General features: G+C 59.6%; 11 protein-coding genes. 4 read left to right on the top strand and 7 right to left on the bottom strand.

The features are described from left to right. Window positions 1-63: 63 nt before the first annotated feature. From ACZCWR_RS00740 to ychF, 3 genes are all read right to left on the bottom strand, one after another. Window positions 64-1,593, bottom strand: coding sequence for a restriction endonuclease subunit S (locus ACZCWR_RS00740; RefSeq protein ID WP_487301853.1), 1,530 nt, complete (start codon window positions 1,591-1,593; stop codon window positions 64-66). After that, a complete protein-coding gene (locus tag ACZCWR_RS00735) occupies window positions 1,590-4,412 on the bottom strand; it encodes a type I restriction endonuclease subunit R (protein WP_487301852.1) in 2,823 nt (940 codons plus the stop codon). The genes ACZCWR_RS00740 and ACZCWR_RS00735 overlap by 4 nt, the downstream gene beginning before the upstream one ends. A 130-nt stretch (window positions 4,413-4,542) precedes the next feature. Further along, window positions 4,543-5,637, bottom strand: coding sequence for a redox-regulated ATPase YchF (ychF, locus tag ACZCWR_RS00730; protein WP_487301851.1), 1,095 nt, complete (start codon window positions 5,635-5,637; stop codon window positions 4,543-4,545). A gap of 203 nt (window positions 5,638-5,840) precedes the next feature. Here ychF and ACZCWR_RS00725 point away from each other — a divergent pair, with 203 nt between their 5' ends. The 4 genes from ACZCWR_RS00725 to ACZCWR_RS00710 all read left to right on the top strand — a co-directional run bounded on the left by ACZCWR_RS00725 (window position 5,841) and on the right by ACZCWR_RS00710 (window position 10,501). Then, on the top strand, window positions 5,841-7,013 hold the full coding sequence (locus tag ACZCWR_RS00725; protein ID WP_487301850.1) for a UbiH/UbiF family hydroxylase: 1,173 nt from the start codon (window positions 5,841-5,843) through the stop codon (window positions 7,011-7,013). A gap of 78 nt (window positions 7,014-7,091) precedes the next feature. Next, window positions 7,092-7,823 (top strand): DsbC family protein, encoded by a 732-nt coding sequence (locus ACZCWR_RS00720; protein WP_487301849.1) that lies wholly within the window; start codon window positions 7,092-7,094, stop codon window positions 7,821-7,823. Between the two features lie 124 nt (window positions 7,824-7,947). Further along, window positions 7,948-9,759 (top strand): M61 family metallopeptidase, encoded by a 1,812-nt coding sequence (locus ACZCWR_RS00715; protein ID WP_487301848.1) that lies wholly within the window; start codon window positions 7,948-7,950, stop codon window positions 9,757-9,759. A 145-nt stretch (window positions 9,760-9,904) separates the two neighbouring features. After that, a complete protein-coding gene (locus tag ACZCWR_RS00710; protein ID WP_487301847.1) occupies window positions 9,905-10,501 on the top strand; it encodes an FMN-dependent NADH-azoreductase in 597 nt (198 codons plus the stop codon). A 61-nt stretch (window positions 10,502-10,562) separates the two neighbouring features. Here ACZCWR_RS00710 and ACZCWR_RS00705 read toward each other — a convergent pair whose 3' ends face one another. The 4 genes from ACZCWR_RS00705 to trpD are packed head-to-tail and all read right to left on the bottom strand — an operon-like array spanning window position 10,563 to window position 13,815. Next, the gene (locus tag ACZCWR_RS00705; protein ID WP_487301846.1) at window positions 10,563-11,318 is read right to left on the bottom strand and encodes a uracil-DNA glycosylase; all 756 of its coding nucleotides are present in this window, start codon (window positions 11,316-11,318) and stop codon (window positions 10,563-10,565) included. Continuing rightward, a complete protein-coding gene (locus ACZCWR_RS00700; protein ID WP_487301845.1) occupies window positions 11,315-11,947 on the bottom strand; it encodes a CYTH domain-containing protein in 633 nt (210 codons plus the stop codon). The genes ACZCWR_RS00705 and ACZCWR_RS00700 overlap by 4 nt, the downstream gene beginning before the upstream one ends. 36 nt (window positions 11,948-11,983) lie before the next feature. Then, on the bottom strand, window positions 11,984-12,769 hold the full coding sequence (trpC, locus tag ACZCWR_RS00695; RefSeq protein ID WP_487301844.1) for an indole-3-glycerol phosphate synthase TrpC: 786 nt from the start codon (window positions 12,767-12,769) through the stop codon (window positions 11,984-11,986). An 11-nt stretch (window positions 12,770-12,780) separates the two neighbouring features. Continuing rightward, window positions 12,781-13,815 (bottom strand): anthranilate phosphoribosyltransferase, encoded by a 1,035-nt coding sequence (gene trpD, locus ACZCWR_RS00690; RefSeq protein WP_487301843.1) that lies wholly within the window; start codon window positions 13,813-13,815, stop codon window positions 12,781-12,783. Window position 13,816 lies beyond the last annotated feature (1 nt).

The following is a 13,816-nucleotide window of genomic DNA, read 5'->3' as shown; positions in this document are numbered from 1 at the left end:
ATGACTGTCGAGCACATGCGTTTGAACGCGCCTGGCTCGGTCTTGCTTGTTGTTTGAGAGCGGTTATGCAGTCGCCGGTGCTTTGCGCGCGCGGGCTGGCTTCGCCGGTTTCTTCACGGGTGACGCGGCGGCGCGTTCACTTCGAATGCGTTCGAGCAGGACGCTCGCGGGCTCGTCGTTCGGGTCTTGCGGAACGAGTTGTCCTGAGAACGCCGCCCGGAGGATGTTTTGGCGTTGCGACCGCAGACGCGCTAGCGCCAGTTCAATAGCAGACTCTTGCCTGTTGGTCTCGTCAGTCTTTATTTCAAGGGCCTTTAACGCTCGCTCGAATTCTAAAATTGGCGGCAACGGTACCGGGATTTGTCGAAGACACCTTTGACTGATATTTCGCATGGACTCTTGGTTACCCGATGAAAGCGTCTCGATGTAGCGACGCCCAAAGCTGCTGCGAAGAAGGGCGAGAACCCAGTCTTTCAATTGATCCGAGGCAAAAGCGAGCCGCAAAATTTTGTCGCTTAGCATGATCTGCTTAGTCACTTTTTTGGCAATCACACAAGCTCCGACGAGTTCAACGGTGTTTGCTCGTGAAAACAGAAAGTCTCCAGGCTGGATGAAAAGTTCCGGGCGCACCATCGATAAGTCTTGGCAGGTTTTACTTTCAATTTCGTCGTAGTCACCCCAAGTCACAGCACTGACTTTGACGACGCCGACTTCTTCAGATGTATGAGGCGGGCGTTCCTCACACTTGAAGCTTTTCCCTGTTTGAATTTCGGACAGTAAATGGTCCATCGACGCCCATATCCAACCACGCGGTAGAGCGGGTAGGTCGTGTGTATCGAGTGGAACTGGCTCGATATAGGAGGACTTCCATCCCGGAGGTGCCTCTTTGCCCAGCTCACTGAACTTTACGAGCTCTTTCGCTTCCCAAAGGGCGCGGCGTTCCGCCAAAATGCGCTCCAGCAATTGAGCACCGGTTTCAGTCGGCGCATTCTGTTTGCGCCATTCGGCCGTGAGCGAGCCATCCACGGCGGCTTTCAGAAGAGATCGTCGATAAAGCGCGAGCTTCTTTTGCGCAGCCTTGAGCTCGGCTACGCCCGCGTCGAGATCGGACAGCAGCTCTTCAAGTTTCTCGACGATGCGGGCTTGCTCGGCACGAGGCGGTATCCGAGTAACATGCGCCAAAAACGGCCCTCTGTTTATGTGTTTCATTGTGCTTCCATGCACATGCTCGGATTTTTGTAGCTCCTGTAAACCCAGCTTAAGCCAATGAAACAGTAGCCTCTTGTCTATGAGATTTTCGTCTTCGACCACCTTGAAGATGTGCTGATTAACAAATGCGCTTTCGCCTCGCCATATGAACACGTCAAGCGTTGCAGACCAGCTCACCAATAGGGTTCCTTTACTCACGCAATAGGTTTCGGGAACCGAGAGAGTTGTTTTGTTCAGCGGTCTTGTCGGATCAGTAAGGTTTTGAATGCGGATGATCGGAGTTCCGCAAGTATCGCGATGCTGTGGCTTGAACGGGAAGCCGTTTAAGTAAGCTCCGGTTTCCGATATTGTCACCGCGCTCCAGCCTACGGGAAGTAAATTCACGCCACCAACTCCTCATTCATTTCATTCATCAACATATCCAACTTCCCATCAAAAACACCCCAGGCCCTTTGCAACCCACCCCGACCAGCCAACTCCGCATAGTCAAAATCCTCGCGCGCGATGCTGCACGAGCTCGCGATGTGATCCTTCATCATCCGTAGCCACTCGGTTTGCTCTTGCGAAAACGAAGTCGCACGCTGCGCGTTATGCCTAAAAATCCAGTCTTTAAATCTCCGATCCACCTCATCAGAAAACGGCCGTAACTCGTCATCCAAACCAAGCGCGAACCGCACTAGCGATATCAAATCTGTCAACTGCCGCTTGCGATCGGCGCCCTTGACGTGATCGCCCTGTACCCGCGCATAGGCGTGCCACAGCTTCTCGGTGGTCAGCATCAGCGGCGGCTTGCTAAGGTGTTCATGCAGCTCCTCGACCATGTCGAAAGTGAGCTGACGCCGGCGATACGGCTGTTCATAGAAAAAGCCGAGTGCAGCGATCTCGTCCTTATGTGAGGCCAGATAATCCGCAAAGGACTGAATCAAAGCGTTGGCCTGCGCGTCGGTCTCCTCGGTGAATGCCGAGACGAGAACCTGATCGAGATTGATGTGATCGATGATCTGCTCGCGATCACGCCGGGCGTTCTCGATCTCGTCACGCAGTGCGGGCTTATCGAATGGCGCGCACGCTGCCGCGACGCGCTTTGCGCGCGCCGCTTCGATCTCTTCCGGAAGCAGCGATTCTTCGCATCGCGTAATGCCGCGCGAACGCGCATCGGCAATCGCATCCGAGACAATCGCGTCTGGGTCGAGCGCGAGAATGAGTGTCTTTCCCAACTCGCCGACAGTCGCGCCTCCCGCCAGACGCTCGATGCGAGCTTGCGCCTTCGGATCGAGTTGCTTCTGCATACGCACGAGCCGATTGCCCAGGGAGAGCACCGTGTCGTTATCACGGCTGCCGATTGCGACGGCTTTCAGTAGATCTTCCAGAGGAACGGTCGGCAGCTTCTCAAGTGGCCTGCTTTCTGTCTTGAGCGATTTCTCTACGCCAACAGCATCGATCAACACAAAGCGCGCCTTTGCCCCATCGGCACTTTGACTCACGCGCTGCAAACCTTCAGCATCAAGACTACGAACGCCGCGCCCCTTCATCTGCTCGTAATAGCCTTTCGAACGCACATCGCGCATGAAGAGCAAAACTTCCAGCGGTTTGACGTCGGTGCCGGTCGCGATCATGTCGACCGTCACCGCAATGCGCGGGAAATAGTCATTGCGGAAGCTGGCAAGCACGCTCTCGGGGTCTTCTTCCGCGCGGTAAGTCACCTTCTTGCAGAACGCATTTCCCTGCCCATAGACGTCACGGACCACCTTGATGATGTCGTCGGCATGACTATCGGTTTTGGCAAAGATCAACGTTTTTGGAGTTTCCTTTCGCGCGGGAAAAATCCTTTTCTCGACGGCGTTCTTCATCTCCTGAATGACCTTGCGTATCTGACTTTTATTCACCACTGCGCGGTCGAGTTGCTTACCGGAATACGCGGTGTCTTCCTCGGTTTCTGCCCAACGCTTTTTTCTTGTGGCGCGGTCGCGGTGATCGACCCATTCCTTGGCTTTTACGATCGCACCTTGTCGGGTGATCTCCGTTTCGATCTCGTAGACGTCGTAGGTGACGTTCACGCCGTCTGTCACTGACTGCTCATACGAGTATTCAGCGACGACGTTCTCGTTGAAGAAGCCGAAAGTGCGGTTGTCGGGCGTCGCCGTGAGCCCGATCAGATACGCATCGAAGTAGTCGAGTACCTGCTTCCACAAGTTGTAGATGGAGCGGTGACACTCATCGATCACGATGAAGTCGAACGTTTCGATGGGCACGGCCGGGTTATAGCGGATCTCTTTCCGCTGCTTTGATGTTTGTCGCAGTTCGTTCAGCGATATTTCTTCCGCTGAGTCGTCGATCGGCTCGCCCGAGAGGATCGAGTACATGCGCTGAATGGTGCTGATGCAAACCTGCGCATGCGGATCGATGCTTGACGACGCGAGCCGCTGGACGTTGTAAAGCTCGGTGAACTTGCGCGCATCGTCAGGCGGCGTAAAGGCCATGAACTCCTGATGCGCTTGCTTGCCGAGATTACGCGTATCGACCAGAAACAGAATTCGTTTGGCGTTGCCGAACTTGAGCAATCGATAGGCAGCAGTGATTGCCGTATAGGTCTTGCCCGATCCGGTTGCAAGCTGAATGAGCGCGCGGGGCTTATTCGCCGCGAGCGATCGTTCCAGACCGTTGACGGCATCGATCTGACAGGCACGCAGATTCCGAGGATCAAGCGCCGGCATGCGCGCGGCAAGATGACGACGCAGGGTTTCCGCTTGCGCGATCCAATCGGCGAGTTGCGAAGGCTGAAAGAAGTTGAATAACTCTCTGGAGCGGGGCGCAGGATCTTTGGTATCGCGAAAGCGGATGATCTCGCTTGTTGCCTCGAAAAGAAAACGCAATGGCGTGTGGACGTTCCGCCATCGGAGTCCCGCCACTGCATATCGTTCGGTTTGCTCTTCGGCTTCGCTAAGGTCCTCTCCGTGTGCATCTCTCTTCGCTTCAATCACGCCGGCTGGCTGACGATCGATGAAGAGCACGTAGTCCGCTCGTCCGGAGTAGGTCACTACCTCGCGAACGGCAATGCCGAGGCCCGCTGAAAGATCTAACGCAATCATGTCCTGAATAATCCAACGAGCCTCTTCAAGCTTTTTGTCGATGTGCTGGCGTGCCTTAGCTTCCGTAGTCATTCCTGCCTCTGGTTCTTTTTGTTTGGTATCAGATGCCTTCAAGTCCTCCGAATCAGAATCGTCCGATTGCTGTCTTTTGGCAGCAATCCTAAGCAACGAACGATAAAAAAGCGGAGCCCCTTTATCAGGGGCTCCGCCTTTAATCGCAAGAGCTATCTACGAAAAATTACGCTTACACGTTGAATAGGAAATTCATCACATCCCCATCATGCACCACATATTCCTTCCCTTCCGCCCGCATCTTCCCGGCTTCCTTCGCGCCTTGCTCACCTTTAAACGCCACATAGTCATCGAACGAAATCGTCTGCGCACGAATGAATCCGCGCTCGAAGTCCGTGTGAATCGCGCCCGCGGCCTGAGGCGCCGTATCGCCGATATGAATCGTCCACGCGCGCACTTCTTTCACGCCCGCCGTGAAGTACGTCTGTAACCCAAGCAACTTGAACCCCGCGCGAATCACGCGATTCAGCCCCGGCTCATCCATGCCCATATCGGCGAGAAAATCGAGTTTGTCCGCATCGTCGAGATCGGCGATTTCGGCTTCGATCGCCGCGCACACCGCGACCACCGGCGCGTTCTCCGCATCCGCATGCTTGCGCACGATGTCCAGATACGGGTTGTTCTCGAACCCGTCATCCTTGACGTTTGCCACATACATGGTCGGCTTGGCGGTAATCAGGCAGAAGGGCTTGATCAACGCCTGCTCATCCTCATTGAACGACAGCGCGCGAACAGGCTTCGCCTGATCCAATTGCGCCCGCGCCTTTTCCAGCACGGCGACGAGCTTCGCCGCTTCCTTGTCATTACCCGACTTCGCGGCTTTCGAATACCGCGTGAGCGCTTTTTCAACCGTCGCCAGATCGGCCAGCGCCAGTTCGGTGTTGATGACTTCGATATCCGCCAGCGGATCGATCTTGCCCGCGACGTGGATCACGTTCTCGTCCTCGAAGCAGCGCACGACGTGCGTGATCGCATCGGTTTCGCGGATGTTCGCGAGGAACTGATTGCCCAGCCCTTCGCCCTTCGACGCGCCCGCGACCAAGCCCGCGATATCGACGAACTCGACGACGGCCGGAAGAATGCGCTCCGGCTTCACGATAGCGGCGAGCGCCTGCAAACGCGCGTCCGGCACTTCGACCACGCCGACATTCGGCTCGATGGTGCAGAACGGATAGTTTTCGGCGGCGATGCCCGCCTTCGTCAGTGCATTGAAAAGAGTGGACTTGCCGACGTTAGGCAAGCCGACGATGCCGCATTGGAGGCTCATGGAATCCTTCGAACTGGTGAAACGGCGCTGCGCCGCGCCGGTGTCGTCAAACGATGCGCGCCAAAAAGGCGGAAAAACACGCCCATTGGCGCCAAAACCGCCGAAAGCGGCCAGACAAACCACTATTGTACCGCCGCCCCGCGCGCTCGCCGCCGCTGCACGGCCGTTCGAACCCGTTCGTACCCCACGGCTATAATCCGTGCATGACTTCGCATTCCTTGACCTTTCAGGCAGTTGTCGTCGGCGGCGGGCTGGTCGGCAAGACAGCGGCGCTTGCGCTCGCGCAGTCCGGTTTGCGCACGGCGCTGCTCGCGCCAAAGGCGGCTGCTTTGCCCGCAGACGCATCGTTCGATTCCCGCATCTACGCGCTGTCATCGTCTTCGCAGACGCTTCTGGAGCGCTTGCGCGTCTGGCAGGCGCTCGATCGCGCGCGTCTCGGTCCGGTCTTCGACATGCGCGTGTTCGGCGATTCCTTCGCCGAACTGCATTTTTCGGCGTTTCAGGCATCGGTGCCGCAGCTTGCGTGGATCGTTGAATCGACGTTGATCGAGCAATCGCTCGATGCCGCGTTGCGCTTCGCCCCAAGCCTTTCGTGGTTCGAAACGCGCGCGCAGGGCATGACCGTCGAGGATGACGCCGCGCACATCACGCTGGCGAGCGGCGAAACGCTCGAAGCCGATCTGATCGTCGGCGCGGATGGCGCGCATTCGTGGGTCCGCGCGCAGATCGGCGCGAAGGTCGATCGTCGCGATTATCGTCAGACGGGCGTCGTCGCGAACTTCAAAACGGAGAAAGCGCACGGCGAAACCGCGTATCAATGGTTCCGCGATTCGGAAATCATCGCGCTGTTGCCATTGCCGGGCGATCACGTGTCGCTCGTGTGGTCGGCGCGCACGGAGCACGCCGACGAACTGCTCGCGCTCGATCCCGCGCAACTCGCCGCGCAAGTCGAACTCGCCACGCAGAACACGCTCGGCGCGCTCGAATGCGTGACGCCCGCGCAAGGCTTTCCGCTCGCGCTGCAAACGGTGGATCGGCTGATCGCGCCGCGTGTGGCGTTGGTTGGAGACGCCGCGCATCTGATTCATCCGCTGGCCGGGCAGGGCATGAATCTCGGTCTGCGCGATGTCGCCGCGCTCGCCGATGTCATCGCGAAGAAAGAGTCGTTCCGCGATCTCGGCGATCCCATTTTGCTGCGCCGCTACGAACGCGCGCGTCGCGAAGACATTCAAAAACTAATGTTCGCAACCGATGGTCTGCAACGGCTGTTCGCCGTGCCGGGGACGCTTGCGAGCGGCATCCGCAATGCGGGCATGGCGCTGGTCGGCGCGCAACCGCTCGTCAAGCGCTGGCTGGTGTCGGCGGCGCTCGGCTGACATAAGAACATCGCATCAACACCGCGCGGCGCGACGTAAGTGCGTCGCCAAGAGGCTCACAGGATTACAGGATCACGTATGAAAACCATTCCCCGCATTGCTCTTGCCACGGCTGCCGCCATCGCGGTGTCGCTCGGCATCGGCTGCTCGGCGCAGGCCGATCAAACCACCGACAAGCTCAAATCGACGCTCGAATCGCGCATGGGCGAAGCGACCATCAAGAGCATCGAGAAGACGCCCATTCCGGGTCTCTACGAAGTGAATGTCGGTTCGCAAATCCTCTACAGCGACGCCACCGGCAATTACGTGCTGATGGGCGACCTCGTGGACACGCGCAGCAGCAAGAATCTCACGGAAGCGCGTCTGTCCGAACTCAACAAGATCGACTTCGCGAAGCTGCCGTTCGAAGACGCGGTGAAAGTGGTGAAGGGCAACGGCGCGCGCAAGATCGCGGTGTTCTCGGACCCGAACTGCCCGTATTGCAAGCAGCTCGAAACCACGCTCAAGTCGATCGATAACGTGACCGTCTACACGTTCCTGTACCCGGTGTTGTCGCCGGATTCGACGGCCAAGTCGAAGTCCATCTGGTGTTCCAAAGACCGCGCGCTGACCTGGGAAAGCTGGATGCTCGACCGCAAGGCGCCGACCACCGCCGGCAGTTGCGACACGACCGCGCTCGACAAGAATCTGAAGCTCGGCCACTCGATGAACGTCACCGGCACGCCGACGGTTTTCCTCGTCGATGGCCGTCGTCTGCCGGGCGCGGTCCCGGCCGATCGTCTGGAAAAGGAACTGTCCACCGCGCACTGAGCGCGGTTCCGGCAAGACCCAAGGAGGCGCGATGAGCGCCTTCTCTGTTTTACGCGGCCCGTCTTTCGTGACGCGGCCTGAGGGCCGCCCGAGCGCGCCCGCAACAAGAAAAAGGACAACGCGAATGACTCCATCCGAGCAACCGGTGCGTTACAGCATCGTTCCGAAAAATCCCGCCGCGCATCTGTTCGAAGTCACGCTCACGGTCGCGGAACCGGATGCGGCCGGTCAGCGCTTCATGCTGCCGGTGTGGATTCCGGGCAGCTACATGATCCGTGAGTTCGCGCGCAACATCGTGACGTTGCAGGCGTTCAACGCGGCGGGACGGAAGATCGGCATCGAGAAGATCGACAAGCACGCGTGGCAGGCCGCGCCGGTCGATGGCCCGATCACGCTGCGCTACGAAGTCTATGCGTGGGATATGTCCGTGCGCGCGGCGCATCTGGACGACACGGTCGGTTTCTTCAACGCGACGAGCGTGTTTCTCGCGGTGGAAGGGCAGGCGGCGTCGCCGTGCATCGTCGATATTCAGGCGCCTGCGGGCGGCGCGTATCGCAACTGGCGCGTGGCCACGGCGCTCGGCGAAGCGCGCGGAACGAAGCGCTACGGCTTCGGCGCGTATGAAGCCGTCAATTACGATGAACTCGCGGATCATCCCGTCACGCTCGGCGAATTCGCGCTCGGCAGTTTCAGCGCGCATGGCGTGAAGCACGATATCGTGATTTCGGGGCGTGTCGTCGGTCTCGACATGCATCGGCTGGAAGCGGATTTGAAACGCATTTGCGAAGCGCAGATTGCGCTGTTCGAGCCGCGCACGAGGAAAGCGCCGATGGACCGCTATGTCTTCATGACGGTTGCCGTGAGCGATGGTTACGGCGGGCTGGAGCATCGCGCATCGACGGCGCTGATCTGCAATCGCTCGGATTTGCCGGTGCTCGGCCGGCCGGAAACCACGGACGGTTATCGCACGTATCTCGGGCTGTGCAGCCACGAATATTTCCATACGTGGAACGTCAAGCGCATCAAGCCCGCGACGTTCGCGCCGTACGACTTGTCGCAGGAAAATTACACGACGCTGCTCTGGCTGTTCGAAGGCTTCACGTCCTATTACGACGATCTGATGCTCGTGCGCAGCGGTCTGATCGGCGCGGGCGATTACTTCAATTTGCTCGGCAAGACCATCGGCGGCGTGCTTCGAAATAGCGGCCGGCTCAAGCAATCCGTCGCGCAAAGTTCGTTCGATGCCTGGGTCAAGTACTACCGCGCCGATGAAAACGCGCCGAACGCCATCGTCAGCTATTACCAGAAAGGTTCGCTGGTCGCGCTGGCGTTCGATCTGTCGATCCGCGCGCAAACCAACAACCGCAAGTCGCTCGACGATGTGATGCGCCTGCTCTGGCAACGCTACGGACGCGACTTCTACCACGGCAAGCCGCGCGGCATTCGCGAGGAAGATGTCGAACCGCTGTTCGCCGAAGCGACGGGCGCGGACCTGCGTTCGCTGTTCCGCGACGGCGTGCGCGGCACGCGCGATCTGCCGCTCGACGCGTTGCTGGAACCTTTCGGCATCGCGCTTGCGCCGGACCGGCCGACTAATGGCGCGGCGGGCAAGCCATCGCTCGGAGCGCGCGTGCGCGGCGGCGCGGATTGCACGCTCGCCGTTGTGCACGAAGGCAGCGCGGCGCAGAAGGCGGGGCTGTCGGCGGGCGATGTGCTCGTCGCCATCGATGGGCTGCGCGTCACCGGATCGAACCTCGATAATCTGCTGTCGCGGTATGTGCCGGGGGCGCGCGTCGAAGTGTTTTCGTTCCGTCGCGATGAATTGCGTCGCACGGAGGTGAAACTCGATGCGCCTGAAGTATCGCGCTATAACCTGAGCGTCATGGATGGACGCGGTCCTTCGAAGCAATGGCGCGAACGCTGGCTGAAAGGTTGAACTTCGCCGCCGCTCATGGAGGATTGTTCTACCCATGCAACGATCCTTCATGACCGCACGGCTTTTTCTCGTCGGTGGAAAAACGAAGAATGCTTCCTAAGCCGGGTGCAATACCGCCCGAAACCGAACAGGACAGGAAGCCATCATGACGACGATTCTTCAAATCAACTCCGCCGCGCGTTCGCAAGGCGCTCAATCCACGCTGCTGGCCGATGAAGTCACGGCCAAGCTCCTACAGAGCAATCCCGGCGCGAAGCTGGTCAAGCGCGATTTGCTCGCCGACAAGCTCACGCATCTCGACGATGCCACGCTCGGCGCGTTCTTCACGCCTGCGGAACAACGCAACGCGGAACAATCGGCCATTCACGCTCAGAGCGAAACGCTCATCAACGAACTGCAAGCGGCGGATATCGTGGTGATCGCGGCGCCGATGTACAACTTCGGCATTTCGTCGCAACTGAAGACGTATTTCGACTGGATCTCGCGTGCGGGAATCACGTTCCGTTACGGCGCGAACGGTCCGGAAGGTCTGGTCAAGGGCAAGAAGGTGTACGTGGTTTCGGCGCGCGGCGGCAAGTATGTGGGCACGCCGGCCGATTCGCAGACGCCGTTCCTCAAGACCTTCCTCGGTTTCCTCGGCATGACCGATGTGAACTTCATCTACGCGGAAGGCCTGAACATGGGCCCGGATGCAGCGGGTGCGGCGTTGGCATCGGCGCGTGAGACGATCGCGGCGCTGTAAGTTTTTTGCAGCGTTCTCGGACAAGAAAAAGCCCGCAGATGCGGGCTTTTTTGCGTGCACGTCAGGCTTCAGGCAATCGCCAGTCGATGGGCGTTCGCCCGTGCTTCTCCAGATACGCATTCGCCAGCGCGAAATGTCCGGAGCCGAAGAATCCGCGATACGCCGACAACGGCGACGGATGCGCCGATTCCAGCACGCAATGCGCTTTCTTCGTATCGTCGATCAGGCTGCGTTTGGCCTGCGCGTGCGATCCCCACAGCATGAACACGAGCCCGTCGTGGCGCTGCGCCATCTCGTGGATGAGCGTGTCCGTGCATTGCTCCCAGCCGCGTTTGGCGTGACTTCCCGCGCGATCACGCTCGACCGTCAGCGATGTGTTCAGCAGCAACACGCCTTGCTCGGCCCACGAATCCAGACAGCCGTGCGACGGCGGCGCGAAACCGAGATTCGCCTGAATTTCCTTGAAGATATTCCGCAGCGACGGCGGCGGCCTGACTGGCGCGGGCACCGAAAACGCGAGTCCATGCGCTTGCGGCGCGCCCTTGTCTTCACCGTGATACGGGTCCTGACCGAGAATCACGACCTTCACATCCGCGGGCCGCGTGAGACGCAGCGCGCGAAAGACATCGGCGGGATAAACGGTCTTGCCAGCGGCGCGTTCGCCATCCACGAATGCACAAAGCGCGGCATAACGCGAACTGTCCGTGAACGGCTTCAGATGCTTGCGCCAGTCGGCGGGAAGGGCGTCGAACTGGCTTTCGAGCGTGGTGAAATCTGACGATTGCTTCTCGTCAAAGAGGGAAGGCTGATGACTCATTCGGGCTTGTTCTTGCGCAACGCATAACCGCGTTCGGCTTTGCTCAGATCACCCGGATCGCAGCCCGGAAACGCGCCGCGCAGTTCTGCCGCGAGCGTGGACAGCGCGCGCACATCGCCGGATTTCAGTTCGAGTTCGAGTTCGCTGATGTCTTCGCTGCGCGTCGCGCCATCGACATCGGCCGTGATCGCGCCGTAATCCAGCGCGACTTCGATCTTCGAACCTTCACGCTCGATATCCCACACGATGCGCCGGAAATCCGTCTTGAACATGGCGATGAGATCGGGCGCCGCGTCTTGCAACGCTTCGCGCGCGGTTTGATCGTCGCAGGCGGCGAGCAAGGCGTCGATTTCGAGCGCCTCGCCCGCGACCGGCATTTCCCATTCGTGACGCTCGCTCAAACCGGCCTTCGACGCACCGAGCGTCTTGAACGTCTGCAGCCATTGCTCCGGCGTGCGACGCAGCCGCAGCGCGGACTTGGCCTTCGCCAGCGCGCAATCCGGCGTGTCGAAATAAACGTTGGCGAGTTCGATCGGCCGGCCGGGGCCGGTGCGTTCGTCGAAGAAACGCGCGACGTCGTCATGTTGCGACGGCGACAGCGCGAGCTTGAGTTCCCGTTCGATGCCCAAGTGACGGCCTCGTCGAAAAAGTGGAAAAGTTAAAAGTCAGAAGAACATGCGCGCGAGTTCCGCGCCGGGATCGTCGGCGCGCATGAACGCTTCGCCCACCAAGAACGTGTGTACGCGCATGGCGCGCAGACGGTCCACATCGTGCCGCGACAGAATGCCCGATTCCGTCACCACGATCCGGTCGTCCGGCACGGATTCCAGCATGCCGATGGTCGTATCGATGGTCGTCTGGAACGTGCGCAAATTGCGGTTGTTGATGCCGATGAGCGGCGTCTTCAGCGTGAGCGCGTCGCGCAATTCGTCGGCGTCGTGCACTTCCACGAGCACCGCGAGGCCGAGCGAATGCGCATAGGCTTCGAGGTCCTGCATCTGCGAAAGTTCGAGCGCCGCGGCGATCAGCAGAATGCAATCCGCGCCCATCGCGCGCGCTTCCATGATCTGATAAGGATCGACGATAAAATCCTTGCGCAGCACCGGCAGGCTGCACGCCGCACGCGCTTCCTGAAGATACGCGACGCTGCCCTTGAAGAATTGCACGTCGGTCAGCACGGACAGACACGCCGCACCGCCTTGTTCATACGAAACCGCGATTTCAGCAGGCACGAAATGCTCCCGCAACACGCCTTTCGACGGACTCGCCTTCTTCACTTCCGCGATCACGCCAGCCTTGCCTTCCGCGTGTTTCGCGCGCAATGCGCCGACGAAATCACGCAGATCGCGCGTACTCGCTTCCAGCTTCAGTTCTTCGAGCGGCGCGCTTTGCTCCGCTGCGCGAATTTCCTCGCGCTTGACCGCGATGATGCGATCCAGAATGTCACTCATGTCCGGTCCCGTTATTTCTTTGCGAACTGCTGCGTGAATTGCGCGAGCGCTTCGACTTTCTCGCGCGCCGCGCCACTTTCGATTGCCTCGCGCGCGGCGGCCATGCCTTCCGCGATCGAGCCGACCACATTCGCCGCGTAGAGCGCCGCGCCCGCGTTCATCGTGACGATTTCGCGCGCGACGCCCGCCTTGTTGTTCAACGCGCCGAGCAGCATGGCTTTCGATTCCTGCGCGTCCTGCACCTTGAGCGTCCGGTTCGACACCATCTGCAAACCGAAGTCTTCGGGATGAATCTCGTACTCGGTGACTTCGCCGTTCTTCAACTCGCCGACCTTGGTTGCCGCGCCGAGCGAGATTTCGTCCATGCCGTCGCGGCCGTACACGACCAGAACGTGCTTCGCGCCGAGACGCTGCATCACGCGGACCTGAATGCCGACGAGGTCTTCGTGAAACACGCCCTGCAACTGATTCGGTGCACCGGCGGGATTCGTCAACGGCCCGAGAATATTGAAGATGGTCCGCACGCCGAGTTCGCGTCGCACGGGCGCGACGTTCTTCATCGCCGGATGATGGTTCGGCGCGAACATGAAGCCCATGCCGGTTTCGGCAATCGACGCGGCCACTTGTTCCGGGCTCAGGTCGATATTCACGCCGAGCGCTTCGAGCACGTCCGCGCTGCCCGACTTGCTCGACACGCCGCGATTGCCGTGCTTGGCGACCTTCGCGCCTGCCGCTGCCGATACGAACATCGACGCCGTGGAGATGTTGAAGGTATGCGAGCCGTCGCCGCCCGTGCCGACGATATCGACGAAATTGGAGTTGTCCGCCACTTCGACATGATTGGCGAATTCGCGCATGACGGTTGCCGCAGCGGCGATCTCGCCGATGGTTTCCTTCTTCACGCGCAACCCGGTGATGATCGCGGCGGCCATCACGGGCGACATCTCGCCGCGCATGATGGTGCGCATGAGGTCCAGCATTTCGTCGTGGAAAATCTCGCGATGCTCGATCAGACGTTGCAGCGCTTCCTGCGCGGTGATGGTCATG

It is taken from the genome of Caballeronia sp. A2-2 (genome assembly GCF_057612605.2).
The sequence above is the reverse complement of the archived record's forward strand: the minus strand, read 5'-3'. Positions and strand labels throughout refer to the sequence as shown.

Coding starts and splice junctions, on each gene's coding strand:
- ACZCWR_RS00705 (WP_487301846.1), bottom strand. CDS start 11,318: ATGAGTCATCAGCCTTCCCTCTTTGACGAGAAGCAATCGTCAGATTTC.
- ychF (WP_487301851.1), bottom strand. CDS start 5,637: ATGAGCCTCCAATGCGGCATCGTCGGCTTGCCTAACGTCGGCAAGTCC.
- ACZCWR_RS00715 (WP_487301848.1), top strand. CDS start 7,948: ATGACTCCATCCGAGCAACCGGTGCGTTACAGCATCGTTCCGAAAAAT.
- trpC (WP_487301844.1), bottom strand. CDS start 12,769: ATGAGTGACATTCTGGATCGCATCATCGCGGTCAAGCGCGAGGAAATT.
- trpD (WP_487301843.1), bottom strand. CDS start 13,815: ATGACCATCACCGCGCAGGAAGCGCTGCAACGTCTGATCGAGCATCGC.
- ACZCWR_RS00720 (WP_487301849.1), top strand. CDS start 7,092: ATGAAAACCATTCCCCGCATTGCTCTTGCCACGGCTGCCGCCATCGCG.
- ACZCWR_RS00725 (WP_487301850.1), top strand. CDS start 5,841: ATGACTTCGCATTCCTTGACCTTTCAGGCAGTTGTCGTCGGCGGCGGG.
- ACZCWR_RS00710 (WP_487301847.1), top strand. CDS start 9,905: ATGACGACGATTCTTCAAATCAACTCCGCCGCGCGTTCGCAAGGCGCT.